This is a genomic window from Sulfitobacter dubius, assembly GCF_027214245.1.
GTDB lineage: Bacteria > Pseudomonadota > Alphaproteobacteria > Rhodobacterales > Rhodobacteraceae > Sulfitobacter > Sulfitobacter dubius_A.
The window spans coordinates 673160-697868 of the sequence record NZ_JAPWHM010000001.1; the positions used below are offsets into that span (position 1 = coordinate 673160).

The following is a 24709-nucleotide window of genomic DNA, read 5'->3' on the forward strand; positions in this document are numbered from 1 at the left end:
GTCAGCCATGCCGCGTTTGACGGCGCGTTTCTGGGTCGATGCCTATCTCACCCGGCTGCGGTTGCAGGATATCCCCGCTTTCGTTGTGGCGCACGGTGACGACACGGGCGGCGCGGTGCTGGTCAAGCTGGCCACGTTGGATGGCCGCGCGGTGCTGTTCCAGCGCTCCTTTGATCTGATGACCGGGGACCGCAAGTGGATTGAGCTGGCCGCGGGCGACGAGGCCGAGGTCGATGCCACCGTCACCCGCCAGCGCAGTTTTGACCCGGACCTCTGGGTGATCGAAGTTGAGGACCGTCAGGGTCGTCACCTGCTGGACGAGCCGGGGCTAAGCTGATGGAATGGCGCGATCAAGGCATATTGCTGAGCGCGCGGCGACATGGCGAGACTTCGGCGATCATTGAGGTCTTCACCCCCGAACAAGGCCGCCATGCCGGGATCGTGCGCGGAGGCACCAGCCGCAAGATCGCCCCCAGCCTGCAGCCCGGCGCGCAGCTTGATCTGGCATGGCGCGCGCGGTTGGAGGATCATATCGGCGCCTTCACCGTCGAGCCTCTGCGCAGCCGTGCCGCGGTAGCGATGCAAGACCGTCTGGCGCTGGCGGGGTTGAACGCGGTGACCGCGCTTTTGTCCTTTTGTCTGCCGGAACGCGAGCCGCATCCTGCGCTCTACCGCCGCACCGAGGCGCTGCTTGACATGCTGGGGCAGGGTGATGTCTGGCCGCTGGCCTATCTGAAATGGGAGCTGCGTCTGTTGGAAGAGATGGGCTATGCGCTCGATCTTGAAATCTGCGCGGTAACTGGGGTGAGCGAAGACTTGATCTATGTCTCGCCCAAGTCGGGCCGCGCGGTCTCGGCCAAAGGCGCGGGGGAATGGGCGGATCGTTTGCTGCCGCTGCCGGCTGTCCTGCGCGGCGGCACGGGGAGCGATGCGGAGATTGCGCAGGGGCTTGTTACGACGGGCCATTTCCTTGCCGCGCATCTGGCGCGCGATCTGGGGGGCAAACCCCTGCCCGAAGCCCGTGCGCGCTTTATCGATGCCTTCAGTCGGCGGCTTTGAAGATCAGTCGTTCGCCGCTTTCATCCGACAGGATCAGTGTGTCGCCCAACACGTCTGAAATCGTTACGTCCCCCAATGCATTTAGAAACGCCGTCTCTGCTGCGAGGTCCGGGCAGGCGCGGCGCGTGGCCGCGATATGGCCCGCGTCAAACCACGGGTAGGGCACCGTCATCGCGGCGCTATAGGCGTTGCAGGGCGCTTCTCCGGCGATCTTTCCGGTCTCTGGGAAGGTCAGCGTGGCGCGGGCGTCGAAGGGGGTGCCGTCCAGTTCCACCAAGGTCCATGTCTTGTCGCCCGCCCCGTAGGCGCGGACGGTTTCGTCGCTCTGACATTGCGGCAGGGCGCTGAGGGCGGCGAGGATCAAGAAGCTGCGCATGGGCTGTCCTTTGGCTGGAAACGCCGCCTATGTCTCTGACAGAAGCGGCGCTTGCAACCCCGGAACGTCAGCCCAGAAGACGGCGCGCGATAACCTGCGCTTGGATCTCCGCCGCTCCTTCAAAAATGTTCAGGATACGCGCGTCACAAAGCACTCGGCTGATTTTGTATTCCAGCGCGAATCCGTTGCCGCCGTGGATCTGCAAGCCGTTGTCGGCAGCGGCCCAAGCGACCCGCGCGCCGAGCAGTTTCGCCATGCCTGCTTCGACATCGCAACGACGGCCAGCGTCCTTTTCAAACGCGCTGTAATAGGTCAACTGCCGCGCGATCATCAGTTCCACCGCCATCATCGCCAGCTTGCCCGACACGCGGGGGAAGTTGATCAACGCCTTGCCGAATTGCTTGCGGTCTTGGGCGTATTGCATCGAGATATCGAGCGCCGATTGCGCCACACCGATGGCACGCGCAGCGGTCTGGATGCGGGCGGACTCAAACGTCTCCATCAGTTGCTTGAAGCCGCGCCCCTCTTCGCCGCCCAGAAGGCTCTCGCCCTTCACCTCGAAGCCGTCGAAGCCAAGCTCATATTCCTTCATCCCGCGGTAGCCCAGCACCTCGATCTCTCCACCGGTCATGCCGGGGGTGGGGAAGGGGTTGGCATCGTCGCCGGGGGTCTTTTCGGCCAAGAACATCGACAGGCCGCGGTGGTCTGTGGTTTCCGGATCGGTGCGTGCCAGCAGGGTCATCACATGGGTCCGCGCTGCATGGGTGATCCATGTCTTATTGCCGGTCACCTTATAGTCGTCGCCGTCCTTTACCGCGCGCGTGCGCAGGCTGCCGAGGTCCGAGCCGGTGTTCGGCTCAGTGAAGACTGCCGTGGGCAGCGTTTCCGCGCTGGCGATGCGGGGCAGCCATTTTTCTTTCTGCTCAGTCGTACCGCCGCAGAGGATCAGTTCCGCCGCGATTTCCGACCGGGTGCCGAGGGAGCCGACACCGATATAGCCGCGAGAGAGTTCCTCACTGACCACGCACATCGACGCTTTGGTCAGGCCCAGCCCGCCGTATTCTTCGGGGATAGTCAGGCCAAAGACGCCCATCTCGGCCAGTTCTTTGATCACCTCAATGGGGATCAATTCGTCCTTCAGATGCCAGTCATGGGCATAGGGTTCGACCTTCTCAACCGCGTAGCGGCGGAATTGGTCGCGGATCATCTCAAGCTCTTCATCAAGGCCGCTGACGCCGAAGGTCACATCGGCGCTGCGCTCCTGCATGAGTTCAACCAAGCGGCTGCGCGCGGCTTGAGTGTTGCCGCTGCGGGCCAGGGTGGTGATCGACGGCGCGTCGAGCGTGGCCTCATCCTCAGCGCTCAGCCCCAAATCTTGCAGGCGCAGTATTTCGCCTTGGTTCATCTGGATGCCCCCACGGATCTGGCAAAGGTACTCGCCAAAACCGATCTGGTGCAGCAGTTGCTCAACCTCACCAAAGCGCCCGTCATCCTGCAGCCGTTCGGCCCAAAGCTGCATCTGCCGGAGCGCTTGGACATAAGTGGCGAGCCATGCGAGCCCGTGGGCGGCGATCTGGTTGGCCTCGATCAGCTTGGCCGAGACGCGATCCCCCTCGCTCACCTGCGCGCGGACGGCGGCGGTGGCGGTTTCCAGCAGCCGATCTAACGGCGGCAGCGTCGTGCCGGTGAGCCCGATCAGATCGTCGAGAATTACGCTATGCATCGTCATATCCTGACCATCATGTGCCATGAGCTGTCCTTTCTTGCTTGGGGAAGACATAGACCTTTCGCAGTTGCAGCACAACAAAGATACGTTTTGCTGCAGCATTTTGTTTTAATCTTGCGTGCGTATTTTTGACGTGCGGCTGCGCGAGGGGGTGCTATGTAGCGGTATGGACAGTATTTTCCCCTTTCTCACCCCGTTCGAATTCTATGCTGCACTTGCAATCGGCCTCTGTGGCGGGTTCGTGAAGGGCGTTGTCGGTTTTGCTCTGCCGCTCGTACTCATATCTGGTCTCACGACCTTTATGGCGCCCGAATTGGCGCTGGCGGGGCTGATTCTGCCGACAGTGCTTGCCAATGCGTTCCAAGCGCTACGGCAGGGGCCGCAGGCGGCGCTGCGTTCGATCCGGTTGTTCTGGGTTTTCTTGGTTTGCGGCGGCGTGATGCTGGTACTCTCCGCGCAGATGGTACGGTTGGTGCCCGCTACGGTGATGCTCTTGATGATTGGTGTGCCGGTGGTACTGTTCGCGCTGCTGCAACTGTCCAAGTATAAATTTTATCTGCCTCAGCGCTCGGCCAAGGTTGAGGCGCTGGTGGGCGGTTTTGCCGGGGCCGTCGGAGGGATTTCGGGCATTTGGGGGCCGCCCACGGTGGCCTATCTCACCGCGCTCGGGACCGAGAAACATGACCAGATGCGAATCCAAGGTGTGATCTACGGGCTGGGCGCCGTGGCGCTTTTGGCGGCGCATATCGGGTCGGGGGTGCTGAATGCGCAGACATGGCCGTTTTCGGCGCTGCTGATCCTGCCGGTGATGCTGGGCGTCTGGCTGGGCAGCAAGGTGATGGACCGGGTGGACCCAGTGCTGTTCCGCAAGATGACGTTGCTGGTGCTGATGGTGGCGGGGTTGAACCTGATCCGACGGGCGATCTTTTAAGCGACCTCAGATGCGGCTACCGGGCCCGGAATCAAGCCGCAGGCGCCGGGGCATTGCCTGTTCGCCCGTCACGCCAAAGGTGTGCCGTCGTATTAGGGCGCACCTCTGGTGCGACCGGGTAGGCGATTTGGTGACGCTAGGCGTGACCTCGCGGACGCACATCATGGTCGAACCATAAAGTGGCATGAGGCGACGTATGATCGCTGACCCGCGGTCAGGCGATGGCCCTTGGATGCTGATCGCAATGGATCGTTTGCAATGGTCAGATAGTGTCGTGTCGGTTGTATGGGCTGTTGCGCTGGCGCTCTCATCGCTTTTTCGAAGCGACTGCCGCGCGTCACACCTTACTTTGTAAGGTGTTTGGTGGAGCCTAGCGGGATCGAACCGCTGACCTCCTGCATGCCATGCAGGCGCTCTCCCAGCTGAGCTAAGGCCCCATCGTGGATCATGTGATCCGGGTCGTTCTGTGCCGCTAATTAGGCGCTGGCGGAGGCGGGATCAAGCGGAAAATTGACCCCGCCGCCGATTAATTAATCCTCGTCGTCCGAGGCCACATCGGCCAGATCGTCGAGCGGAACTGTATCGTCATCATCGTCGTCGTCATCAAGGATATCGTCATCCAGATCCACGTCGACCGCATCATCGTCATCGACCAGCGATTCGTCGTCCGCCTTGTCGCCCTTCTTGGCTTTGGCTGTGACCGCATCCTCGGCATCCGCTGCGATCATGCGCGACTTGGAGTTGTCGACCTCGACCTCTTCGCCCGTGTAGGGGCTGATGATCGGATTCTTATTGAGGTCATAGAAGCGCTTGCCCGTAGTGGGGCACAGGCGCTTGGTTCCCCATTCTTCGTTGGGCATGAAACACCCCTTTATAATATTGCTGTTGCGTGTAGATGATTCCGGCCAAGTGCCATATGAGGGGGGCACTGTCAAAGGCTTTGGCCTCTATCTAGGGACGTTGCTCCGGTAATGAAAGACCCTGTGCTGCCCGGCAACCCGCCGATTCCGTTGATCCTGCGCCGTTCGGCGCGCGCGCGACGCATCTCTTTGCGGATCTCGCAGTTGGACGGGCGGGTCACCCTGACCATGCCCAAACGTCTGGCCGAGCGTGAGGCTCTGGCCTTTGCCGAGACCAAACAGGACTGGATTCGCCAGCATCTTGCCGCGCGGGGCGAGGATGTGATCGTGGCGCCGGGGGCTGAGGTGCCAATGGGCGGCAAGGTGCTGCGGGTGCGCGGCGGGCAGGGGAGGGGCGTGCGGATTGGCCCGGAAGAAATCTTCGTGCCCGGTCCGGAAGAGAGCACTGGCAAACGTCTTGCGGCGCATCTGCGCGAAGTGGCCCGCGACCGCCTCGCTGGGGCCTGTGACGATTATGCCGCGCTGCTGGGCAAGCCCTACACCCGGATCACCCTGCGCGACACGCGCTCTCGCTGGGGGTCTTGCACCAGCGATGGGGGGCTGATGTTCTCTTGGCGGCTGATCATGACCCCGCCCGAGGTGCTAGACTACGTCGCTGCCCATGAGGTCGCGCATCTGGCGCAGATGAACCATTCGCCCGCCTTCTGGGCCGAAGTCACGCGGATATACGGTGATTATCAGGCCCCCCGCCGATGGCTGCGCGACCATGGCGGCAGGCTGCATCGCTACCGGTTCTAGGGCAGGGTCGCAAAGCGCGCTTTCAGCAGCGCTTCGGCATATTCATCCTCGGCCGTGCTGTCATGCACCACGCCACCACCGACATTCAGCCGCAACCGCCCATCGGCGTGGCAGGTCGCCGTGCGTATCGCCACGTTGAACTGCATGGCCCCCGTGGGGGCGATCCAGCCCACCGCGCCGCAATAGGCATCGCGCGGCGCGGGCTCTAGCGCGCGCAGGATCTGCATGGCGCGAATCTTAGGCGCGCCGGTGATTGAGCCACAGGGGAAGAGCGCGTGGAAGATCTCGGCCAGCCGCTTGCCCGGCAAGACCTGCGCCGTGATCCGCGAGGTCATCTGGTGCAGGGTCTCATAGGTTTCGATTTCGAACAGTTTCGGCACTTCGACACTGCCCACCTCGGCAATCCGGCTGATGTCATTGCGCAGCAGGTCCACGATCATCAGGTTCTCGGCCATGTTCTTTTCCGAAGCAGCAAGATCGGCGCGCAGCTTAGCGTCTTCATGGGCGTCCCGCCCCCGCCGCGCGGTGCCCTTCATCGGGCGCGCGGTCAGGTGTCCATCCGCGGTCAGCGCAAAGAACAACTCGGGCGAGCGTGACAGCAGCACCGGGCCGCCAAGATCGACGAAGGCCCCATGTTCCACCCTCTGGCGCTGGCGCAGCCGGGCATAAAGCGCGGCGGGCGTGCCGGTATAGCGCCCCTCCAAGCCGAAGGTCAGGTTGGCCTGATAGATATCCCCTGCGGTGATAAAGTCCTGCACCTGCGCAAAGGCGGCCTCATATTGGTCAAAGTCCCAGTCCGGTGTCAGCTCAGAAAGGCTTGCATCCCCCGCCGCGTCCGCGAAACGGTGCGCCTCGGGCGCATCAAACACCCCGAAACGCAGCAAGGGCAGCCCGCGCTCCGCTGGCATCAGGTCGCGCAGCTTACCAGAGCCGAGGTAGCCCAGCTCATAACTCGCATAGCCAGCAAGCCACGCGCCTCCCGCCTGCGCCGCCTCAAGGGCTGCAAAGACTGCGGGCACCTCTGCGGGGGTCTGGGCACTGATGATCCGCTGAGGCGCGTGAAAACCTGTGCCGCTTCCCAGCGGGCCAGTGTCAAAGAGGACGCAAGGACCAGCCATGCCGCGCCTTAAAAGTCCGCGGGCACGCGCATGTCGCGCAGCGGGCGGACGATATCGATGGATTCTTGGTAGATCGGGTGCGCCTTATAGGCGGCCAGCGCCTCGGCGTCGGGGAATTCGGCATAGACAACCACATCCACATCGCCCGACAGCGCATCGACACGGGTGTTTTCGCAGATCTCGAAAGTTGTCGAATGCGGGATGTCGGCCAGTTTCCAAAGCCCCGCCACGATCGTGGGCAAGTCTTTGGGGTCTTTGGCCGAGAAAAAGACCACGTGACGGATGAAGTTTCGTTTGGTCAAGGCGCGTCTCCTTTGGCGGTTTTATCCCCGATAAATCGCCGCAGGGTCCGGGACAACGGGTGATCGTGCTCAGCGCCGTAAAATGCCGCGCTTGACGGGTGGCCAATTTGTGATCACAACCGCGTTATGAACCTCAGCCCCCGCCCTGTCGAGGCCACACCGCTGGCCCATGATCGTGTCTACCGCCGCCTGCGCGCGCGGATCATGCACGGCGACCTGCCGCCCGGTCATGTCTTGACCCTGCGCGGCATCGGTAAGGAGTACGAAGTCTCAATGACGCCCGCGCGCGAAGCGGTGCGGCGTTTAGCGGCCGAAGGCGCGCTGACGATGTCGGCCTCTGGGCGCATCTCCACCCCCGAACTCAGCAACGAACGGATTGAGGAATTGGCCGCCCTTCGCGCGCTTCTGGAGGTCGAGCTGGCTTCTCGCGCCTTGCCGCGCGCCCATATGGCGCTGATCGAGCGGATGCAGACCATCAACACCAATATCGCCGAGGCAGTGGCCCACCGCGATGCGGTCAGCTATATCCGCACCAACCTCGAATTCCACCGCACGCTTTATCTGCGCGCCCAAGCACCTGCCATGCTTGCCATGGCGGAAACGGTCTGGCTGCAACTGGGCCCCACCATGCGCGCGCTCTATGGCCGCCTGCGCCGGACCGAGCCGCCGCATTTCCACCGGTTGATCATCGCCGCTTTGCGCGCGGGGGATGAGCCGGGGCTGCGACTGGCGGTGCGCTCTGATGTCACCCAAGGACTGCGGATGCTGGCCAGTTAACTGCTGGCCCCTGCTCAACTCGCCGCGCCCTTTTTGGGCGGCGCGGGAGGTTCGACCATCCAATGCGTGCCGGTTGATAAAATACAGCTCATGCCATCAGCCCTGCTTATCAACACGGTAAAGCTGCCGCTTTCAGCCGAGGCAAAAACTTCGATCAGCGCGTTCGGGTTTTGCAGGCCCCGCGCCGAAAGGGTCTCGCCATAGGCGGCTTCCAATCGCGCAGCGAGCTCCGCACGCGGGGCGCAGGCCAGAGCCTGAGCAAAGACCGGTGGCCCGGTGCAGGCCATACCAAAGAGCAGGGCGGCAGTGAGAATACGTTTATACATGACAGGCTCCCTTGTGCTGTGGTCAACAAGGGCATCCGGCGGCACAGGGGTGTCGCAGACGCCCTGTAGTATAAATATCGGCTGCGTTGGAGCCGTTTGCAAATCACACCGGGTCACATATGCGGCGCTTGACAGGTGCGCGGCAGAAGCGCATCTACGCTTCATGGAACAGACCTGCTTCACAACAGTCTATTATCCCCGCTCCTAACTGGCGCGGCACCTATTCCCATATCCACAAGCCGCCACAGCGCGGCTTTGCTTGTCTCCCTGTGGCGATCACAGAAAGAGACGACATGCCCCCCATTCGACCCGTCCAAAAATCCGATCTACCAATGGTCCTCGATCTGGCCCATGCGCTGGCCGCCTACCACGGCGACACCGCCACACTTACGCTGGCCGCTCTGGAGCGAGACTGCCTTGGCCCCGCGCCTTGGCTGACACTCTTGGTGGCCGAAGGCGTGACCGGCCTGCATGGCTATGCGGCGCTTTGCCCGCAGATGCAGTTGCAATTCGGCGCAAGGGGGATGGACCTCCACCACCTCTTTGTCTGCGACACCGCCCGCGGGCGCGGCATCGGCAAAGCACTGGTGGAGGCAGCGCTGGAGCATGCCAAGGCGCAGGGATGCAGCTATGTGACCGTGGGCACAGATACAAAAAACCGGCGCGCGCAGGGGTTCTACCGCGCCGCCGGTTTCGATCAAATCACGCTTGATCCGCGCTTTCGGCGGCGGCTGGCTTAAGCTGCCAGTCCTTTTCGTCCCATCTCAAGGAACTTGGTCCGGCGCTCTTTGACCAAAGTCTTGCCGTCCTTACCGTCGAGTTCCTTGAGCATGGCTTCGATCAACTTACCCACCGCCTTGATCGACTCTTCGGCATGACGATGCGCGCCGCCCATCGGTTCCGGAATGATCCGATCGATCACGCCAAGCGTCTTGAGCTCATCCGCCGTCAAACGCATCTGCTCGGCGGCTTCGCGCATCTTCTCGCTGTCTTTCCACAGGATCGACGCACAGCCTTCGGGCGTGATCACCGAATAAACCGAATGTTCCAGCATCGCGACGCGGTTCGCCGTGGCAAAAGCCACCGCCCCGCCAGAGCCGCCTTCACCGACGATCACACTAATCAGCGGCACACCGATCTGCAGACATTTTTCCGTCGAGCGGGCAATCGCCTCGGACTGGCCACGCTCCTCGGCACCCTTACCGGGATAGGCCCCGGGCGTGTCGACGATGGTGACCACGGGCAGGTTAAACTTATCCGCCAGTTCCATCAGCCGGACGGCTTTGCGATAACCCTCAGGCCGCGCCATGCCGAAATTGCGCTCGATCCGGCTCTTGGTGTCATTGCCCTTCTCATGGCCAATCACCACCACCGGCGTATCGTTAAACCGCGCCAGCCCGCCCATGACGGCCAGATCATCGGCAAAATTGCGGTCGCCTGCCAGCGGAGTGAATTCCGTGAAAAGCGCTTCGATATAGTCTTTGCAATGGGGCCGCTCTGGATGACGCGCCACCTGACATTTGCGCCATGGCGTCAATGAGCCATAAAGGTCTTCGAGCATCCCCGCCGCTTTTTTGTCCAGCGCGCGGGCCTCATCGGTGATGTCCATCTCTTCGTTGGACCGGGCCAATGCCCGCAGCTCTTCCGCCTTGCCTTCGATCTCGGCCAGCGGTTTTTCGAAATCCAAATATTGGGTCATTGCATGCTCCGGCTTGTTGCCCTGTTATATGGAGCGCAACGCGCCGGTTTGCAACGCGGGTTTGACAGGCAGGCAGGCGCAGACCCTAACCTCTTCATCCTTTTTCAAATACCCGCGGGGGTCCGGGAACAGCGCCCCCGGCGGTCTGCCAAAGGCGCTCAGCCCCCGGCGATCATCTCGGACTGGCGCACAATCACCTCGGCCTGTTTGATGCTGGCGATATCAACCAGACGCCCTTTATAGACCGTCGCCCCTTCGCCCTTCGCCTTGGCTTCTTCCATCGCCGCGAGAATCTCCCGCGCCTCGGCCACGGCCTCCTCGGAAGGCGTGAAAACCTCGTTGCTCAGCGCGACCTGTTTGGGGTGGATCGCCCATTTGCCCACCATCCCCAATGTCGCCGATCGCCGCGCCTGCGCGCGGAAACCCTCGTCATCCGAAAAATCGCCAAACGGCCCGTCAACCGGCAGCACGCCATGGGTGCGGCAGGCGGCGACGATCGCGGCCTGCGCCCAGTGCCACGGGTCGGACCAATGCTTTTGCTCACCGCGCTGCATATAATAGTTTTCCTGCGTGCCGCCGATGCCGGTGGTCTGCATCCCCATCGAGGCCGCGAAATCGGCGGCCCCCAGCGACATCGCTTGCAGGCGCGGCGAAGCGGCGGCGATCTCTTCCACATGGGCAATACCGGCGGCGGATTCGATAATCACCTCAAAGCTGATCTTCTTCTCGCGGCCCTTGGCGGTCTCGACCGCCGTCACCAGCGCATCCACCGCATAGACATCCGCCGCACAGCCGACCTTCGGGATCATGATCTGGTCAAGCCGCGGCCCGGCCTGCTCCAGCAGGTCCACCACATCACGATACCAATAGGGCGTGTCCAACCCGTTGATCCGGACCGAAAGTGTCTTCTTGCCCCAGTCGATCTCAGAGATCGCCTTGATGATATTGGCGCGCGCGCTGTCCTTGTCCGAAGGTGCCACGCTGTCTTCGAGGTCGAGGTTGATCACATCGGCATCCGAGGCCGCCATCTTTTCAAAGATCGCCGGGCGGGAGCCGGGGCCGAACAATTGGCAGCGGTTCGGACGGGCAGGGGCGGCAGGCTGAATGCGGAAGCTCATGGGGCACCTATGGGTAATTTTGTTTCATCATCAGTATTCATTCTGGTATGAAATTGCGCCGCCAATCGCAAGAGGGGTTTCGCAGTTGCAGCATTTCGATGTTTTTCGAGACAAGCCGAGGCGGCGCACGATTTTTGCGCAACCAACGGTAATTCGCGGTAAATGCTGCTCATTTGCATGCAGATGCGTCGACAACGCCACGCACTTGCGTATTCTCGCGCGCAATATGCGGACAAATTCAATGCCGGAGGCTTGCCATGATCAAAACCCCCTATCTGCTCTTTCTGGGCGACGCGCCTGACTCTCTGTCCGCCAAGGTCGCCCAAGGCATCAAGGACTGGCGCCCCGACAACGCGGTCGGTCAATTCCGCATGGAAGGCTGCAAGGCCGATCTCGGTCTGCAAGACATGACGCTGGCCGAAGCGCGTGAGGCAGGGGCCGAGACTTTGGTCATCGGTGTCGCCAACCGTGGTGGCAAGATCAGCGCGGCTTGGAAAGAGGTGCTGATTGAGGCGCTGAACATGGGGTTCGACATCGCCTCGGGCCTGCACAACCTTCTGCGCAACGAAGCCGATCTGGTCGCCGCCGCCAATGCGAGCGGCACCACATTGCATGACGTGCGCGTGCCCAGCGTCGAATATCCCATCGCCGACGGCAAGAAGCGTAGCGGTAAGCGGGTCTTGGCCGTTGGCACCGATTGCTCGGTCGGGAAAATGTACACCGCCCTCGCGCTGGATGAGGCGATGCGCGAAAAGGGCATGAAAAGCACCTTCCGTGCCACGGGCCAGACCGGCATCCTAATCACCGGCGAAGGCGTGCCGCTGGACGCCGTGATCGCCGATTTCATGGCCGGGTCGGTGGAATATCTCACCCCCGCCAATGACGATGACCATTGGGACATCATCGAAGGGCAGGGCAGCCTGTTCCACGTCTCCTACTCAGGCGTGACAATGGCGCTAATCCACGGCGGCCAGCCCGACGCGCTGATCCTCTGCCATGAGCCCACGCGGACCCATATGCGCGGCCTGCCGGAATACAGCTTGCCAAGCATGGAAGCGGTGCGTGATGTGGCTCTGACACTGGCGCAGGTGGCCAACCCCGACTGCAAGGTCGTTGGTATCTCGGTCAACACCTACCACATGTCTGAGGCCGAGGCGGATGCCTATCTGGCCGAGGTCGAAGAGCGTCTTGGTCTGCCTGCGGTCGATCCCTTCCGGCAAGGGGCTGCGCGGCTGGCCGATGCACTGGCGGCGCTGTGACCATGCAGATCGACGTTACCGCAGATACGTTCAAACTGGCGCAGGTCTTTACCATCAGCCGCGGTTCGCGGACCGAGGCCAAAGTGCTGACCGTCCGCATCACCGATGGTGGTGTGACCGGCTGGGGCGAATGCGTGCCCTACGCGCGTTATGACGAGACCCTCGAATCGGTCACGGCTGAGATTAACGGCTTGCCCGGCGATATCACCCGCCAAGCGCTCTATGACCTTTTGCCTGCCGGGGCCGCACGCAACGCGGTCGACTGCGCGCTCTGGGATTTGGAGGCCAAACGCGCCGGCAAACGGGTCTGGGAACTGGCCGGGCTGACCGCGCCGGGGCCGGAGATCACGGCCTATACCCTCTCGCTGGACGAACCCGAGGCGATGCGCTTGCAGGCGGCGAAGCACAGCCATCGGCCACTGCTGAAGATCAAGCTCGGCACCCCCGACGACATGCCCCGGCTCGAAGCCGTGCGCTCGGGTGCGCCCGATGCCACCATCATCATCGACGCCAATGAGGGCTGGTCGGCTGAGGTCTATGCCGACCTTGCGCCGCATCTGGTCCGCCTTGGCGTGGCATTGGTCGAACAACCCCTGCCCGCAGGGGACGACGACGCGCTTTTGGGCATGGATCGCCCCGTGCCCGTCTGCGCGGATGAAAGCTGCCATGACCGCGCCAGCCTGCTGGGTCTCAAGGGCAAATACGATGTGGTGAACATCAAGCTCGACAAGACCGGCGGGCTGACCGAAGCGCTGGCGTTGCACGATGCGGCGCGGGCCGAAGGGTTCGACGTGATGGTCGGCTGCATGGTCGGCTCGTCGCTAGCCATGGCCCCCGCGACACTGATCGCCCAAGGCGCAAAGGTCGTGGACCTTGACGGCCCGCTGCTTCTGGCCGAAGACCGCGACAATGCTTTGAAATTCGACGGCGCGGGCGTGCATCCCCCCGTGGCCGCGCTCTGGGGGTGACCATGCGAACTGTCTATGTAAACGGCGAATATCTGCCCGAGGATCAGGCCAAGATCTCGATCTTCGACCGGGGATTCCTGATGGCCGATGGGGTCTATGAGGTGACGAGCGTGCTGGATGGCAAGCTCATCGCTTTTGACGGCCACGCCGAACGGTTGACCCGTTCGATGAACGAACTCGACATGCGTGCGCCTGCGACCACCGAAGAGCTGTTGGAAATTCACCGCGAGTTGGTGCGTCTCAACGAGATTAAAGACGGGTTGATCTACCTTCAGGTCACGCGCGGGTCGGATGGCGACCGCGATTTCGCCTTCCCCGATCCCGACACCACCGCGCCTTCGCTGGTGCTGTTCACTCAAGCGAAACCGGGCCTGGCCGACAACCCTGCCGCCCGTGACGGCATCCGTGTGATCAGCATCGAAGACATTCGCTGGGGCCGCCGTGACATCAAAACAGTACAGCTGCTCTACCCGTCGATGGGCAAGATGATGGCCAAGAAGGCGGGTGTCGAAGACGCTTGGATGGTCGAAGACGGTTTCGTCACCGAAGGCACCTCGAACAACGCCTATATCGTGAAAGACGGCAAGATCGTGACGCGCGAGACCTCCAGCGACATTCTGCACGGCATCACCCGCAAGGCGGTGCTGGAACTGGCCCGCGAGGCGCAGATGCAGGTGGAAGAGCGGAACTTTACCATCGAAGAGGCGCAGCAGGCGGATGAAGCGTTCGTGACCTCCGCCAGCGCTTTCGTGACCCCCGTGGTAGAGATTGACGGGGCCAAGATCGGCAGCGGCACGCCGGGCAAATTGGCGCCCCGTCTGCGCGAAATCTATCTCGAAGAGATGCGCAAAACCGCGATCTGACGCTCAGAACCGCGATAAAACAAGCCCCGCCGCCACCAACGCGGCGGCGGCGATGCGCGTGGGGGTGATGGCCTGCACCGTCAGGCCCAAAAGCCCGGTCGCATCAATCATCAGTGCTGCGCTCAACTGGCCGAGGATCAGCGCCGAGATCACCGTCAGCGCTCCCAGCGTCGGGATCGCCCAGAGCACAGACCAGACGTAGAACGCGCCCAGCACCCCGCCCAGCAGCAAGACCGGCGAGGCCGAGGCCGCGCGGGGCAGGGCGCCCAACTCGCCTCGCAGCAGCAACACCGCCAGCAGGATCGCAAAACCGATGCCAAAAGATACCGCCGCCGCAGCCACACCGCTGCCGATGTTGCGGCCCAAGGCGGCGTTGATCGGCGTTTGCAAGGCCACGGCGGCCCCGGCGATGGCGACGACGATAAGGGCATGGATGGGGGTGTTCATGACGGCTCCGCTCTGGTTGGCCCCAGCATGAGAGATGTCCCGCCGGGCGCAAGGGCTTTCGCAGCCACGGGCCGCGCGGCTAGACTGGCGCAAAGAGGAGGCCGCAATGCGCAGAGAGATTGATCGAGCAGAGATGGAAGCCTTCGTGGGCCGTGAATTGGGCGTCTCGCCGTGGTTCATGATGGATCAGGCGCGAATCAACGCTTTTGCCGATGTGACCGAAGATCATCAGTTTATTCATGTGGATCCCGTCCGCGCAGCTGAAACCGATTTCGGCGGCACCGTGGCGCATGGGATGCTGACGCTGTCGATGATGTCGGGCATGGCCTATGGCGCGCTGCCGGTGATGACGGGGGCAAAGGCGTCGATCAACTACGGGTTCGACAGCGTGCGTTTCATCGCGCCGGTGCATTCCGGCAAGCGGATCCGGGGACGGTTTACTTTAGCTGAGGCGCAGACGCGGGGGCGCGGCAATCTGATGACCCGCTTCGCCGCGACGGTTGAGATTGAGGGGGCAGAGCGCCCGGCGCTGAAGGCCGATTGGCTGGTGTTCTACATGTTTTGAGCGGCCCCCGTCGGGGCGGTGGGGGCCGAAGCTCAGCAATGCAGGCGAAAAGGGCAGGCACAGGGCCGCTGAAAAGAAAGCCCCGAATGCCTGCCCGATTAACGGTTTCACTCACGCCGCACAGGTGGTGAGTGTTTCGCGATCATGGTCGATGCAATCGCTTGACGGTGTATTGTTTCAGCTTGACGGGTTGTTCAGCCTTTGCCGACATTCTCTTCAAACGCCGTTTTGAACGCCTCTTTCTGGCTGTCTTTCGCTTCGGTCTGATAGTTGGCTTTCCATGCGTCCATGGTCATCCCGTAGAACAACTCGCGCGCTTCTTCTTTGCCCATATCGATGCCGCGCTCGTTGGCGGCTTCTTGATACCAGCGCGACAGGCAGTTGCGGCAAAATCCGGCGAGGTTCATCATGTCGATGTTCTGCACATCGGTCCGGTCTTCCATCAGGTGTTTCTGCAACCGGCGAAAGGCGGCGGCTTGCAGTTCGATCTCTTGTTGGCTGGGCATGACAGCTTCCTTCTCATATCACTGGACGGAACCGCGAGGGACCGTCATTCTGATGAAACCTTTGACAGGCACTCATGGGGGCGCTAGGCCACCGGATAGGCGATGTTATCGTTAACATTCGCTTTGGGGACATAGGACACGAAGGAACAGATATGAGACGTTTGCGCAATGTAAAGATCGTGGCCACACTCGGGCCAGCCTCCGAAACCCGAGAGGTGATCGCGGCATTGCACAACGCCGGTGCAGATGTTTTCCGGCTCAATATGAGTCACGGCAGCCATGAAGAGATCCGCGAAAAGCATCGTATCATCCGCGAGATCGAGAAAGAGACTGGCGGCGCAATTGGCATTTTGGCTGACCTTCAGGGGCCGAAACTGCGCGTGGGCGTTTTCGAGGGCGACGGGCCGACCTTGGAAGAAGGGGCATCCTTCCGGCTTGATCTTGATGAGGCGCCGGGCGATGCAGCCCGTGTTTGCCTGCCCCATCCCGAAATTTTCGCAGCCCTTGAGCCGGGCGCGAGCCTGTTGGTCAATGACGGTAAAATACGTCTGAAGGTGCGCGACTGTGGTCCTGATTTCGCCGATTGCGAAGTCGTGACGGGCGGCGTGATCTCGAACCGCAAGGGCGTGAACGTGCCTGACGTGCTGTTGCCCTTGGCCGCCCTGTCCGAGAAGGACCGCGCTGATCTGGAATTCGTCTGCGAGTTGGGGGTCGATTGGCTCGCCCTCAGCTTTGTCCAGCGGCCCGAGGATGTGACCGAGGCGCGCGATCTGGTCAAAGGCCGGGCGGCGATCCTGTCGAAAATCGAAAAGCCCGCCGCGGTGGAGCGTTTCGAGGCGATCTTGGATGTCAGCGACGGCATCATGGTGGCGCGCGGCGATCTGGGCGTGGAACTGCCCGTCCAGAACGTGCCGCCGATTCAGAAGCGTTTGGTGCGCAAATGCCGGGCGGCGGCCAAGCCGGTGATCGTGGCGACCCAGATGCTCGAATCGATGATCGAAAGCCCGATGCCGACCCGCGCCGAAGTGTCGGACGTGGCCACGGCGATCTATGAAGGCGCGGATGCGGTGATGCTGAGTGCGGAATCAGCCGCCGGGGATTACCCGCTGGAGGCCGTGGCGACGATGGATAACGTCGCCCAAGAGGTCGAGGCCGATCCGACCTATACGCAGATCATCGAATCTTCGCGCACCGCGGACCGTACCACCGTGGCCGACGGGATCGTCGCCGCCGCCCGTGAGATTGCCGAGACGACGGACATCAAGGCGATCTGCTGTTTCACCCAATCGGGCACCACCGCGCTACTGACCGCGCGCGAACGCCCTCGCGTGCCGATCATCGCGCTGTCGCCGCTGGTCAATACCGCGCGCCGTCTGGCGCTGAGCTGGGGTACGAATTGCATCATCACCGATGGGCATGACCGGTTCAAACTGGCCGTCCTCAGCGCCGCGCGGGCGGCATTGTCAGAGGGCTACGCCGGGCCGGAGGATCATATCGTGGTGACCGCCGGTGTGCCTTTCAACGTGCCGGGCAGCACCAATATTCTGCGCGTGGCGCCCTGTGACGAACGTTTGATTTACGCATCCGATCCGGAGTAGCCTTTCCTCAACTAGGGGGGGTGTTGCGTGTGAACTCTGACTTGGCAATGGTGGTCGGCATCGTTCTGGCGGTGCTGTCGATTCCTTCGATCCTCTCTGCGGTGACCGACCGTCGGTCGCCGCGCGCCTCGGCCATCACGATCTTGATTGCTGCCGGGCTGATCGTCTTTGCCCTGCAGAAAAATCCGGGGCGCTATTCCTTCGAGACGCTGCCGGATGTCTTCGTTTCCGTGGCGGCGGACCTGTTGCCTTAGGCGCGTCTACAGCGCTGCTCAAAACCTCTTGCATCCTTGCCCGAGCGCGCCTATACGGCGCATCTTAGCCTGCACGACCGGCCTCAAGTGGCATGCCGAGTCGTGTTTATACCGAACTCAAAAGACGGAGACGGAAATGCCCAAGATGAAGACGAAATCGAGCGCCAAAAAGCGCTTTAAGGTCTCGGCGACTGGTAAGGTCATCGGCAGCCAAGCTGGCAAACAGCACGGTATGATCAAGCGGACCAACAAGTTCATCCGTAACGCACGCGGCACGACAGCACTGTCCGAGCCCGATGCAAAGATCATCAAGGGCTTCATGCCCTACGCCCGCTGATATAGGAGTACCGAGATGTCCCGAGTTAAAGGTGGTACAGTCACCCACGCGCGTCACAAGAAGATCATCAAAGCCGCAAAAGGCTATTATGGTCGGCGCAAGAACGTCTTTAAGGTCGCCACCCAGGCGGTCGACAAGGCCAACCAATATGCAACGCGTGACCGCAAGAATCGCAAGCGCAACTTCCGCGCTCTGTGGATCCAGCGGATCAACGCAGCCGTGCGCAGCCACGACGAAGCGCTGACATACAGCCGCTTCATCAACGGTCTGTCGCTGGCCGGTATCGAAGTGGACCGTAAGGTTCTGGCCGATCTGGCCGTGCATGAGCCCGAAGCCTTTGGCGCGATCGTCAAGCAGGCCCAGGACGCACTGGCAGCCTAAGCTGACATTGTTTTGAATTTGCGAAAGCCCTGCCTGATGGCGGGGCTTTTTGCGTTTGGGGGAGCTGCGTTTCGGGGCGGGCGCACGGGCCTTGCCATAATTTTGCCCCGATAATCCCTTGCCACGGCCTTGCCTGCTCCTCACCCCCATGGACAATCTGCCCCAACGACAGGTCACTGTGCAGCCTATCTGCATGGTGCCGCAGTAATTATCGTTGTTCGTCGGCAGGTTATTTAGAAAAGGTGGGGACGTTTATGCCCGGGATTGTAATCAATAGGTTGGACGAAGACCCCCATGAAACGGTCCACGGCATTCGCGACGATACCAGTTCCCGCGGTGTCGATTTGGATGGGGCGCGGATCACGCTGACCTATGCCGACGGCTCGACCGAGACGCTGACGTGGCACGCGACAGACCCCTATACGAATGGCGCGGCGGTTGGCGAGAACACGCAGATGTCCTTTGGCTATGACTGGCACCATCTGGAAACGACCAAACCTCTGGCCACTATGGAGATCGACCTCCAGCCCGCCAGTTCGGTTTTCGATACCACCACAGCCCCGGACGACGATCCGAACGGCGGCTCAACCCCCACGTCGCTAGAGGGGTTTCCCTTCCGGGTGAACGCAGACTCGCGGGATTTGGCCGGTGATCTTGAGGTGACCTACGCTGGCATCGTCAATCTGGCAGGCAGCCCGCCTGCGGGGGATCTTTTCACCACCATGACCGTTGATTTCTCCGCTCAGCCCAAGGGTGGGCTTGTGGGAAGTCTGGATTGGAAGTCCGACATCGACACGATGCGCGAGGAGGGGGATCTCGTCTCGACCGGTGTCGCCTGTTTCACGCGGGGCACCTTGATCACCACCGACAAGGGCGATCTGCCGGTCGAAACCTTGGCCCCCGGCGCGCGCGTACTGACCCAAGGCAGTGGCTATCAAGAACTTGTTGCCGCACTGCGCCGCTCTGTCGGGGCGTCGGAACTGGGGAAGAACCCAAAGCTGTATCCCATTCGGATCTCCGCTGGGGCATTGGGCGCGGGCCTGCCCAAACGCGATCTCATGGTGTCGCGGCAGCACCGCATGGTTGCGCGCTCGGGCATCGTGAAACGGGTTTGCGGGGCCATGGCAGTGCTCGTCGCCGCCATCCGGCTGACCGAACTGCCGGGGGTGCATATAGACGACAGCGTGGCTCAGGTGGAATATTTTCACCTGGTCTTCAAGCAGCACGAGGTCGTCTATGCCGAGGGCGCGCCGAGTGAGAGCTTCCTGCTGAACACCGAAACGATCGGCGCCCTAAGCACTGCGCAGCGCGAAGAATTTGCCACGCTCTTTCCCGCCTTGGTCGCGGGTGACGCTTTCGGCGCATCCGCGCATCCGATTCCACCCGGGGCGGTGCAAAAACGGCTGATCGAAAAGCACAAGAAGAACGGGCGCGCGTTGCTATCGGTCTAACGTGTCGGGGTCATAGGGGTTCAGGCTGGCGGGGGTCAGGCTGATGCCGTCCTGCGCGGCCCGATGGACGATTGCCTCTTCGCTGCGGTCCAGTTGTACGGCGATCACGGGGGGCGCTGTGCCCTCTGCCGCCAGAATGCGAAGCTGCTCAAGGTCTGCGGCGCTCCATGGGGCGCCGGTGCTGCGGTCATAATCGGCCATGTCGGAGGCTCCTTTCGGAGGTAAAACACACCGCGACCACAGGCGGTTCCTCCGGGCGGGGAAGGGGGCGCGGCTGCGCCCCCTCATGCCGTTACTTCAACAGTGCCAGCATCTCTTTCGCCGCTTCTTCCGAAGAGGCGGGGTTCTGGCCAGTGACCAGCTTGCCATCGACCAGCACGTAAGACGCCCAATCGTCGCCCTTGCTGTAGTCGCCGCCGTTCTTCTTCAGCATGTCTTCGACCAAGAAGGGCACCACGTCGGTCAGGCCTACACCCTCTTCCTCGGTGTTGGTGAAGCCGGTGACGCGCTTGCCAGAGACCAGCGGCTTGCCGTCGGCTTGGGTGTCCTTGAACACCGCTGGCGCGTGGCAGACGGCACCCACGGGGCGGTCGGAGGCCCAGAAGGTCTCGATCAGGCGCTTGCTGTCGGCGTCATTGGCCAGATCCCACAGCGGGCCATGGCCACCGGGGTAGAAGATCGCGTCGAAACCGTCCGCATCCACATCGCCCAGCACTTTGGTCGAGGCCAGCGCTTTTTGCGCAGCGTCGTCGTCTTTGAAACGGCGGGTCGCGTCGGTCTGCGCGTCTTCGCTGTCGCTGTTGGGGTCAAGCGGCGGCTGGCCACCTTTGGGCGAGGCGAGGGTCACATCAGCGCCCGCGTCTTTGAAGACGTAGTAGGGCGCAGCGAATTCTTCGAGCCAGAAGCCGGTCTTGTTGCCGGTGTCGCCCAGTTCGTCATGCGATGTCAGAACCATCAGGATTTTCATAGGTCTCTCCTTTCGGGGGAGTTTGGGCGCGCCGCAGCCATGAGGGCGCGCCAGAGGGATGCGGCCTAACGCTTGGCAGAGGTGGTGGTTCCCCCATGCCGCTACAACCCCTACGGCTTGCATTCGCAAGGCGGGAGGGCTAGCAGGACGGGGTATTATTCCAAGGGCCTGTCATGGACGATCTGAAGCAAAAGTACCTGAGCCAAATCGCCGATGCCGGTGACGAATCCGCGCTGGAAGACATCCGGCTGGCCGCCGTGGGCAAAAAGGGCGAAGTCGCCCTGAAGATGCGCGAGCTGGGCAAGATGACCCCCGAAGAGCGGCAGGTCGCTGGCCCCGCGCTGAACGCGCTGAAGGATGAGATCAACTCGGCGCTTGCCGCCAAGAAGGCAGCACTTGGCGATGCCGCGCTTGATGAGCGTCTGCGCAGCGAATGGCTCGACGTTACCCTGCCCACGCGGCACCAGCGTCAGGGCAGCATCCACCCAGTCAGCCAAGTGACCGAGGAGTTGACCGCAATCTTCGCCGAGATGGGTTTCTCAGTCGCCGAAGGCCCGCGCATCGACACCGATTGGTACAACTTCGACGCGCTGAACATCCCCGGCCACCACCCCGCGCGGGCCGAGATGGATACGTTCTATATGGCCCGTGCCGAGGGCGACGACCGCGCCCCCCACGTGCTGCGCACCCACACTTCGCCCGTGCAGATCCGCACGATGGAGGCCGAAGGCGCGCCCCTGCGCATCATCTGCCCCGGCGGTGTGTATCGCGCTGACTATGACCAGACCCACACGCCGATGTTCCATCAGGTCGAAGGTCTGGCGATCGACAAGGATATCTCGATGGCGAACCTCAAGTGGACGCTTGAGGAATTCTTTGCCGCCTTTTTCGAAATCGACGGCATCAAGACCCGCTTTCGCGCGTCGCATTTTCCGTTCACCGAGCCTTCGGCCGAGGTCGACATCCAATGTTCTTGGGTCGATGGTCAGTTGCGTATTGGTGAGGGCGACGGCTGGCTGGAAGTGCTCGGCTCCGGCATGGTGCACCCGAAGGTGTTGCAGGCGGGCGGGATCGACCCGAACGAATGGCAGGGCTTTGCCTTCGGCATGGGGATCGACCGGATTGCGATGTTGAAATACGGGATTCCGGATTTGCGGGCGTTCTTTGATTCAGATCTGCGCTGGCTGCGGCATTATGGGTTCGCGAGCTTGGATCAGCCGAATTTGCATGGTGGGTTGTCGCGTTAAGCTACGCGTTCAGCGCGACACGGTCGCTATAGAAACCTCAGAAACTGCGTAACGCATCGCAACACAGGTCTAGAATGAAACTCTTTCGTCACGAAAACCGCGAGAATAGCGCTGGCTCCCGCGCGCTTTATGCGAAGTTCGAGATGGCCTACACCTTTGTGGATTTCTGCGCAGCGATCTGCTTTGTCGTAGGTTCGGCGCTGTTTTTCTTCGAGAGCACGCAGACCAGCGCGACGTGGCTCTTTTTGATTGGTTCGATCTTCTTTGCCGCCAAGCCGTGCCTGCGGGTGATCCGCGAAATCAAACTTTATCGGATGGGCGACATGGCCGATCTGGCCAAACGATACGAGAATTAGGGAACGATTATGAAATTCACCCTCTCCTGGCTCAAGGACCATCTCGACACCACGGCGTCGATTGATGAGATCACCTATGCCCTGACCGACCTCGGCCTCGAAGTCGAAGGCGTCGAGAACCCGGCGGCGAAGCTGGCCGACTTTACCCTCGGCTATGTCCAATCCGCCGAGAAACACCCCGATGCCGACCGGCTGAACGTCTGTCAGGTGGAAACCGACGAAGGTGTCATGCAGATCATCTGCGGCGCGCCGAACGCGCGGGCGGGCATCACCGTCGTCGTGGCCAAGCCGGGCGTCTATGTGCCGGGGATCGACACGACCATCGGCGTCGGCAAAATTCGCGGCGTCGAAAGCTTTGGCATGATGGCCTCCGAGCGCGAGATGGAGCTGAGCGAGGAGCACGACGGCATCATTGAGCTGCCCTCGGGCAAGCCCGGCGACCGTTTCATCGACTGGCTGGCCGAGAACGATCCCGCCAAGGTCGACCCGGTGATCGAGATCGCCATCACCCCGAACCGCCCGGATGCGCTCGGAGTGCGCGGCATTGCGCGCGACCTCGCGGCGCGGGGCTTGGGCAAGCTGAAGCCGCGTGATTGCGATGCGGTGGAAGGCAGCTTTGCCTCGCCCATCAGCGTCAGCATCGACGAAGATACGCTGGACGGCTGTCCGGTGTTCTGTGGCCGCGTGATCAAGGGCGTGAAGAACGGCCCCAGCCCCGCGTGGCTGCAAGATTGCCTGCGCGCCATTGGGCTGCGTCCGATCTCTTTCCTTGTCGATGTGACCAACTTCTTCACCTTCGACCGCAACCGCCCGCTGCACGTCTTTGACGCGGATAAGGTCAAGGGCAACCTGCGCGTCCACCGCGCCAAGGGCGGCGAAGAGATCGTGGCGCTGGATGAAAAGACCTATACCCTGCAAGCGGGCCAGATGGTCATCTCCGACGACAGCGGCGTGGAAAGCATCGCGGGCATCATGGGTGGCGAGGCCACGGGCGTGACCGAAGACACGGTCAACGTCTTTGTCGAAAGCGCCTATTGGGACCCGGTGCAGATCGCATATGCGGGCCGCGCGCTCAAGATTAACTCCGACGCGCGCTACCGTTTCGAGCGTGGTGTGGACCCGGCGTGGACGCCTTATGGCCTTGAGCACGCCACGCGGATGATCTTGGATCACGCAGGCGGCGAGGCATCTGAGGTTGTGGTCGCGGGCCAAGTGCCTGACACGTCGCGCGCTTACAAGTTGGACGCGGCCAAGGTGCAATCTTTGGTCGGCATGACGATCCCCGAGAGCGACCAGCGCCAGACGCTCACCGCGCTTGGTTTCCAACTCGACGGCGACATGGCACAGGTGCCAAGCTGGCGTCCTGACGTGCAGGGTGAGGCCGATCTGGTGGAGGAGGTCGCGCGGATTGCGTCCCTCACCAAGCTCGAAGGCAAGCCGCTGCCGCGCCTGACAACAGGTGTGCCGCGCCCCGTGCTCTCGCCCATGCAGCGGCGCGTCGTGACCGCTCGGCGCACGGCGGCGGCGCTTGGGTACAACGAATGCGTGACCTACAGCTTCATCGACCAAGCCTCTGCCGCGCTGTTCGGCGGCGGTACGGATGAGACGCGTCTCGAAAACCCGATCTCGTCGGACATGAGCCACATGCGCCCCGATCTGCTGCCCGGTCTGCTGCAAGCTGCCGCCCGCAATCAGGCGCGCGGCTTTGCGAATATGGCGTTGTTTGAGGTCGGCCCCGCGTTCAGCGGCGGTGAACCGGGCGAAGAGCAGATTATGGTCAGCGGCCTGCTGGTGGGCCGGACCGGTCCGCGCGACGTGCATGGCGCGGCGCGGGCCGTGGATGTCTATGACGTCAAAGCCGATGCCGAAGCCGTGCTTGCCGCCATCGGCGCGCCCGCTAAGGTGCAGGTCCTGCGCGGCGCGGACGCATGGTGGCATCCGGGCCGTCACGGCAAGGTCTGCCTTGGCCCGAAAAAGGTGCTTGGTGTCTTTGGCGAAGTGCACCCGCGTGTGTTGGCCGCGATGGACGTCAAAGGCCCGGCAATGGCCTTCACCATCTGGCCCGCCGAAGTGCCGCTGCCGCGCAAATCCGGTGCCACGCGCCCGGCACTACAGATCAGTGACCTGCAAGCGGTCGAGCGTGACTTTGCCTTTGTCGTCGATACGGATGTCGAGGCGCTGACGCTGGTGAATGCGGCCAAGGGGGCGGACAAGAACCTCATCGAAGACGTGCGCGTTTTTGACGAGTTCATCGGCGGCAGCCTTGGTGAGGGCAAGAAATCCCTCGCGATCACTGTGCGGTTGCAGCCCAGCGACAAGACGCTGAAGGATGCAGACATCGAAGCCGTGGGTGCTAAGGTTGTCGAGAAAGTGACCAAAGCCACGGGCGGCGTCCTGCGCGGCTGAACGAAAGGACGAGC

30 protein-coding genes and 1 tRNA gene are annotated in these 24709 nt (G+C 62.2%); 18 read left to right on the top strand and 13 right to left on the bottom strand.

The annotated features are described in order from the left end of the window. Nucleotides 1–7: 7 nt before the first annotated feature. Both O4H31_RS03260 and recO read left to right on the top strand, forming a co-directional pair. Nucleotides 8–337, top strand: coding sequence for a DUF1491 family protein (locus tag O4H31_RS03260; protein WP_259983167.1), 330 nt, complete (start codon nucleotides 8–10; stop codon nucleotides 335–337). Beyond that, on the top strand, nucleotides 337–1059 hold the full coding sequence (gene recO / locus O4H31_RS03265; protein WP_269342728.1) for a DNA repair protein RecO: 723 nt from the start codon (nucleotides 337–339) through the stop codon (nucleotides 1057–1059). The genes O4H31_RS03260 and recO overlap by 1 nt, the downstream gene beginning before the upstream one ends. Here recO and O4H31_RS03270 read toward each other — a convergent pair. Continuing rightward, entirely contained in the window at nucleotides 1043–1435 is a 393-nt protein-coding gene (locus O4H31_RS03270; protein WP_269342729.1) for an META domain-containing protein, read from the bottom strand. The two genes, recO and O4H31_RS03270, sit on opposite strands and share 17 nt — an antisense overlap. Nucleotides 1436–1502: 67 nt before the next feature. Beyond that, nucleotides 1503–3185, bottom strand: coding sequence for an acyl-CoA dehydrogenase family protein (locus O4H31_RS03275; RefSeq protein WP_269342731.1), 1683 nt, complete (start codon nucleotides 3183–3185; stop codon nucleotides 1503–1505). A 142-nt stretch (nucleotides 3186–3327) separates the two neighbouring features. Between O4H31_RS03275 and O4H31_RS03280 the strand changes: the two genes are divergently transcribed. Beyond that, entirely contained in the window at nucleotides 3328–4092 is a 765-nt protein-coding gene (locus O4H31_RS03280) for a sulfite exporter TauE/SafE family protein (protein ID WP_269342733.1), read from the top strand. 361 nt (nucleotides 4093–4453) lie between these two features. Here O4H31_RS03280 and O4H31_RS03285 read toward each other — a convergent pair. Both O4H31_RS03285 and O4H31_RS03290 read right to left on the bottom strand, forming a co-directional pair. Beyond that, nucleotides 4454–4529, bottom strand: a tRNA-Ala gene (locus O4H31_RS03285). Between the two features lie 93 nt (nucleotides 4530–4622). Next, the gene (locus tag O4H31_RS03290; RefSeq protein WP_269342735.1) at nucleotides 4623–4952 is read right to left on the bottom strand and encodes a TIGR02300 family protein; all 330 of its coding nucleotides are present in this window, start codon (nucleotides 4950–4952) and stop codon (nucleotides 4623–4625) included. Between the two features lie 111 nt (nucleotides 4953–5063). Between O4H31_RS03290 and O4H31_RS03295 the strand changes: the two genes are divergently transcribed. Beyond that, entirely contained in the window at nucleotides 5064–5750 is a 687-nt protein-coding gene (locus O4H31_RS03295; RefSeq protein ID WP_269342737.1) for a M48 family metallopeptidase, read from the top strand. Here O4H31_RS03295 and O4H31_RS03300 read toward each other — a convergent pair. Further along, nucleotides 5747–6868 (bottom strand): aminodeoxychorismate synthase component I, encoded by a 1122-nt coding sequence (locus O4H31_RS03300; RefSeq protein WP_269342739.1) that lies wholly within the window; start codon nucleotides 6866–6868, stop codon nucleotides 5747–5749. The genes O4H31_RS03295 and O4H31_RS03300 overlap by 4 nt on opposite strands. A gap of 8 nt (nucleotides 6869–6876) precedes the next feature. Then, complete coding sequence (locus tag O4H31_RS03305; RefSeq protein WP_067624770.1) at nucleotides 6877–7170, bottom strand: Dabb family protein; 294 nt, start codon at nucleotides 7168–7170, stop codon at nucleotides 6877–6879. A gap of 126 nt (nucleotides 7171–7296) precedes the next feature. Here O4H31_RS03305 and O4H31_RS03310 point away from each other — a divergent pair, with 126 nt between their 5' ends. Beyond that, entirely contained in the window at nucleotides 7297–7947 is a 651-nt protein-coding gene (locus tag O4H31_RS03310; RefSeq protein WP_269342744.1) for a GntR family transcriptional regulator, read from the top strand. A gap of 14 nt (nucleotides 7948–7961) precedes the next feature. Here O4H31_RS03310 and O4H31_RS03315 read toward each other — a convergent pair whose 3' ends face one another. Continuing rightward, nucleotides 7962–8273 (bottom strand): hypothetical protein, encoded by a 312-nt coding sequence (locus tag O4H31_RS03315; protein ID WP_269342746.1) that lies wholly within the window; start codon nucleotides 8271–8273, stop codon nucleotides 7962–7964. Between the two features lie 293 nt (nucleotides 8274–8566). On the opposite strand from O4H31_RS03315, the gene O4H31_RS03320 reads away from it, so the two are divergent. Beyond that, nucleotides 8567–9013: a GNAT family N-acetyltransferase gene (locus O4H31_RS03320; RefSeq protein ID WP_269342748.1), complete on the top strand. Its 447-nt coding sequence runs from the start codon at nucleotides 8567–8569 to the stop codon at nucleotides 9011–9013. Here O4H31_RS03320 and O4H31_RS03325 read toward each other — a convergent pair. Both O4H31_RS03325 and O4H31_RS03330 read right to left on the bottom strand, forming a co-directional pair. Next, nucleotides 9010–9972 carry an acetyl-CoA carboxylase carboxyltransferase subunit alpha gene (locus O4H31_RS03325; RefSeq protein WP_269342750.1) on the bottom strand — a complete coding sequence of 321 codons (963 nt, stop codon included), beginning with the start codon at nucleotides 9970–9972 and terminating at the stop codon, nucleotides 9010–9012. The two genes, O4H31_RS03320 and O4H31_RS03325, sit on opposite strands and share 4 nt — an antisense overlap. Nucleotides 9973–10130: 158 nt before the next feature. Further along, on the bottom strand, nucleotides 10131–11090 hold the full coding sequence (locus tag O4H31_RS03330; protein ID WP_269342752.1) for an L-malyl-CoA/beta-methylmalyl-CoA lyase: 960 nt from the start codon (nucleotides 11088–11090) through the stop codon (nucleotides 10131–10133). A gap of 257 nt (nucleotides 11091–11347) precedes the next feature. Between O4H31_RS03330 and dgcN the strand changes: the two genes are divergently transcribed. The 3 genes from dgcN to O4H31_RS03345 are packed head-to-tail and all read left to right on the top strand — an operon-like array spanning nucleotide 11348 to nucleotide 14180. Continuing rightward, nucleotides 11348–12349, top strand: a complete 1002-nt coding sequence (gene dgcN, locus O4H31_RS03335) for an N-acetyltransferase DgcN (RefSeq protein ID WP_269342754.1) — start codon at nucleotides 11348–11350, stop codon at nucleotides 12347–12349. Nucleotides 12350–12351: 2 nt separating this feature from the next. Then, complete coding sequence (dgcA, locus tag O4H31_RS03340; protein ID WP_269342756.1) at nucleotides 12352–13317, top strand: N-acetyl-D-Glu racemase DgcA; 966 nt, start codon at nucleotides 12352–12354, stop codon at nucleotides 13315–13317. A gap of 2 nt (nucleotides 13318–13319) precedes the next feature. Next, the gene (locus O4H31_RS03345; protein WP_269342759.1) at nucleotides 13320–14180 is read left to right on the top strand and encodes a D-amino-acid transaminase; all 861 of its coding nucleotides are present in this window, start codon (nucleotides 13320–13322) and stop codon (nucleotides 14178–14180) included. A gap of 3 nt (nucleotides 14181–14183) precedes the next feature. Here the strand turns inward: O4H31_RS03345 and O4H31_RS03350 are convergent, their stop codons facing one another. Then, the gene (locus O4H31_RS03350) at nucleotides 14184–14627 is read right to left on the bottom strand and encodes a DMT family transporter (RefSeq protein WP_269342760.1); all 444 of its coding nucleotides are present in this window, start codon (nucleotides 14625–14627) and stop codon (nucleotides 14184–14186) included. A 106-nt stretch (nucleotides 14628–14733) separates the two neighbouring features. Between O4H31_RS03350 and O4H31_RS03355 the strand changes: the two genes are divergently transcribed. Next, complete coding sequence (locus O4H31_RS03355; RefSeq protein WP_269342763.1) at nucleotides 14734–15192, top strand: MaoC family dehydratase; 459 nt, start codon at nucleotides 14734–14736, stop codon at nucleotides 15190–15192. A 194-nt stretch (nucleotides 15193–15386) separates the two neighbouring features. Here O4H31_RS03355 and O4H31_RS03360 read toward each other — a convergent pair whose 3' ends face one another. Beyond that, complete coding sequence (locus O4H31_RS03360; protein ID WP_269342765.1) at nucleotides 15387–15698, bottom strand: DUF1244 domain-containing protein; 312 nt, start codon at nucleotides 15696–15698, stop codon at nucleotides 15387–15389. A gap of 152 nt (nucleotides 15699–15850) precedes the next feature. Here O4H31_RS03360 and pyk point away from each other — a divergent pair, with 152 nt between their 5' ends. From pyk to O4H31_RS03385, 5 genes are all read left to right on the top strand, one after another. Then, nucleotides 15851–17296, top strand: coding sequence for a pyruvate kinase (gene pyk / locus O4H31_RS03365; RefSeq protein WP_067624802.1), 1446 nt, complete (start codon nucleotides 15851–15853; stop codon nucleotides 17294–17296). Nucleotides 17297–17325: 29 nt separating this feature from the next. Beyond that, nucleotides 17326–17550, top strand: coding sequence for a hypothetical protein (locus O4H31_RS03370; RefSeq protein WP_067624919.1), 225 nt, complete (start codon nucleotides 17326–17328; stop codon nucleotides 17548–17550). Nucleotides 17551–17686: 136 nt separating this feature from the next. Continuing rightward, nucleotides 17687–17887: a 50S ribosomal protein L35 gene (gene rpmI, locus O4H31_RS03375; protein ID WP_067624805.1), complete on the top strand. Its 201-nt coding sequence runs from the start codon at nucleotides 17687–17689 to the stop codon at nucleotides 17885–17887. A 15-nt stretch (nucleotides 17888–17902) separates the two neighbouring features. After that, the gene (gene rplT / locus O4H31_RS03380) at nucleotides 17903–18268 is read left to right on the top strand and encodes a 50S ribosomal protein L20 (RefSeq protein WP_007118124.1); all 366 of its coding nucleotides are present in this window, start codon (nucleotides 17903–17905) and stop codon (nucleotides 18266–18268) included. Nucleotides 18269–18522: 254 nt separating this feature from the next. Then, nucleotides 18523–19719 (top strand): Hint domain-containing protein, encoded by a 1197-nt coding sequence (locus tag O4H31_RS03385; protein ID WP_269342779.1) that lies wholly within the window; start codon nucleotides 18523–18525, stop codon nucleotides 19717–19719. On the opposite strand, the gene O4H31_RS03390 is transcribed toward O4H31_RS03385, so the two are convergent. After that, complete coding sequence (locus O4H31_RS03390) at nucleotides 19708–19920, bottom strand: hypothetical protein (RefSeq protein WP_269342782.1); 213 nt, start codon at nucleotides 19918–19920, stop codon at nucleotides 19708–19710. The genes O4H31_RS03385 and O4H31_RS03390 overlap by 12 nt on opposite strands. A 91-nt stretch (nucleotides 19921–20011) precedes the next feature. Then, on the bottom strand, nucleotides 20012–20686 hold the full coding sequence (locus O4H31_RS03395; protein WP_132443795.1) for a type 1 glutamine amidotransferase domain-containing protein: 675 nt from the start codon (nucleotides 20684–20686) through the stop codon (nucleotides 20012–20014). A 173-nt stretch (nucleotides 20687–20859) separates the two neighbouring features. Here O4H31_RS03395 and pheS point away from each other — a divergent pair, with 173 nt between their 5' ends. From pheS to pheT, 3 genes are all read left to right on the top strand, one after another. Further along, entirely contained in the window at nucleotides 20860–21933 is a 1074-nt protein-coding gene (pheS, locus tag O4H31_RS03400; RefSeq protein WP_243261615.1) for a phenylalanine--tRNA ligase subunit alpha, read from the top strand. Nucleotides 21934–22007: 74 nt separating this feature from the next. After that, entirely contained in the window at nucleotides 22008–22289 is a 282-nt protein-coding gene (locus tag O4H31_RS03405) for a YrhK family protein (protein WP_067624820.1), read from the top strand. Nucleotides 22290–22298: 9 nt separating this feature from the next. Then, nucleotides 22299–24695 (top strand): phenylalanine--tRNA ligase subunit beta, encoded by a 2397-nt coding sequence (gene pheT, locus O4H31_RS03410; RefSeq protein WP_269342789.1) that lies wholly within the window; start codon nucleotides 22299–22301, stop codon nucleotides 24693–24695. The last annotated feature ends 14 nt before the right edge of the window (nucleotides 24696–24709 follow it).

Bases quoted from the DNA above. Each gene is read 5' to 3' on its own strand.
- O4H31_RS03310 (WP_269342744.1), top strand. From the start codon at position 7,297: ATGAACCTCAGCCCCCGCCCTGTCGAGGCCACACCGCTGGCCCATGAT.
- pheT (WP_269342789.1), top strand. From the start codon at position 22,299: ATGAAATTCACCCTCTCCTGGCTCAAGGACCATCTCGACACCACGGCG.
- O4H31_RS03290 (WP_269342735.1), bottom strand. From the start codon at position 4,952: ATGCCCAACGAAGAATGGGGAACCAAGCGCCTGTGCCCCACTACGGGC.
- O4H31_RS03320 (WP_269342748.1), top strand. From the start codon at position 8,567: ATGCCCCCCATTCGACCCGTCCAAAAATCCGATCTACCAATGGTCCTC.
- rpmI (WP_067624805.1), top strand. From the start codon at position 17,687: ATGCCCAAGATGAAGACGAAATCGAGCGCCAAAAAGCGCTTTAAGGTC.
- O4H31_RS03390 (WP_269342782.1), bottom strand. From the start codon at position 19,920: ATGGCCGATTATGACCGCAGCACCGGCGCCCCATGGAGCGCCGCAGAC.
- O4H31_RS03395 (WP_132443795.1), bottom strand. From the start codon at position 20,686: ATGAAAATCCTGATGGTTCTGACATCGCATGACGAACTGGGCGACACC.
- dgcA (WP_269342756.1), top strand. From the start codon at position 12,352: ATGCAGATCGACGTTACCGCAGATACGTTCAAACTGGCGCAGGTCTTT.
- O4H31_RS03330 (WP_269342752.1), bottom strand. From the start codon at position 11,090: ATGAGCTTCCGCATTCAGCCTGCCGCCCCTGCCCGTCCGAACCGCTGC.
- O4H31_RS03360 (WP_269342765.1), bottom strand. From the start codon at position 15,698: ATGCCCAGCCAACAAGAGATCGAACTGCAAGCCGCCGCCTTTCGCCGG.
- rplT (WP_007118124.1), top strand. From the start codon at position 17,903: ATGTCCCGAGTTAAAGGTGGTACAGTCACCCACGCGCGTCACAAGAAG.
- O4H31_RS03280 (WP_269342733.1), top strand. From the start codon at position 3,328: ATGGACAGTATTTTCCCCTTTCTCACCCCGTTCGAATTCTATGCTGCA.
- O4H31_RS03300 (WP_269342739.1), bottom strand. From the start codon at position 6,868: ATGGCTGGTCCTTGCGTCCTCTTTGACACTGGCCCGCTGGGAAGCGGC.
- O4H31_RS03275 (WP_269342731.1), bottom strand. From the start codon at position 3,185: ATGGCACATGATGGTCAGGATATGACGATGCATAGCGTAATTCTCGAC.
- pyk (WP_067624802.1), top strand. From the start codon at position 15,851: ATGAGACGTTTGCGCAATGTAAAGATCGTGGCCACACTCGGGCCAGCC.
- O4H31_RS03295 (WP_269342737.1), top strand. From the start codon at position 5,064: ATGAAAGACCCTGTGCTGCCCGGCAACCCGCCGATTCCGTTGATCCTG.
- O4H31_RS03405 (WP_067624820.1), top strand. From the start codon at position 22,008: ATGAAACTCTTTCGTCACGAAAACCGCGAGAATAGCGCTGGCTCCCGC.
- dgcN (WP_269342754.1), top strand. From the start codon at position 11,348: ATGATCAAAACCCCCTATCTGCTCTTTCTGGGCGACGCGCCTGACTCT.
- O4H31_RS03385 (WP_269342779.1), top strand. From the start codon at position 18,523: ATGCCCGGGATTGTAATCAATAGGTTGGACGAAGACCCCCATGAAACG.
- O4H31_RS03355 (WP_269342763.1), top strand. From the start codon at position 14,734: ATGCGCAGAGAGATTGATCGAGCAGAGATGGAAGCCTTCGTGGGCCGT.
- O4H31_RS03325 (WP_269342750.1), bottom strand. From the start codon at position 9,972: ATGACCCAATATTTGGATTTCGAAAAACCGCTGGCCGAGATCGAAGGC.
- O4H31_RS03260 (WP_259983167.1), top strand. From the start codon at position 8: ATGCCGCGTTTGACGGCGCGTTTCTGGGTCGATGCCTATCTCACCCGG.
- O4H31_RS03350 (WP_269342760.1), bottom strand. From the start codon at position 14,627: ATGAACACCCCCATCCATGCCCTTATCGTCGTCGCCATCGCCGGGGCC.
- O4H31_RS03345 (WP_269342759.1), top strand. From the start codon at position 13,320: ATGCGAACTGTCTATGTAAACGGCGAATATCTGCCCGAGGATCAGGCC.
- pheS (WP_243261615.1), top strand. From the start codon at position 20,860: ATGGACGATCTGAAGCAAAAGTACCTGAGCCAAATCGCCGATGCCGGT.
- O4H31_RS03315 (WP_269342746.1), bottom strand. From the start codon at position 8,273: ATGTATAAACGTATTCTCACTGCCGCCCTGCTCTTTGGTATGGCCTGC.
- recO (WP_269342728.1), top strand. From the start codon at position 337: ATGGAATGGCGCGATCAAGGCATATTGCTGAGCGCGCGGCGACATGGC.
- O4H31_RS03270 (WP_269342729.1), bottom strand. From the start codon at position 1,435: ATGCGCAGCTTCTTGATCCTCGCCGCCCTCAGCGCCCTGCCGCAATGT.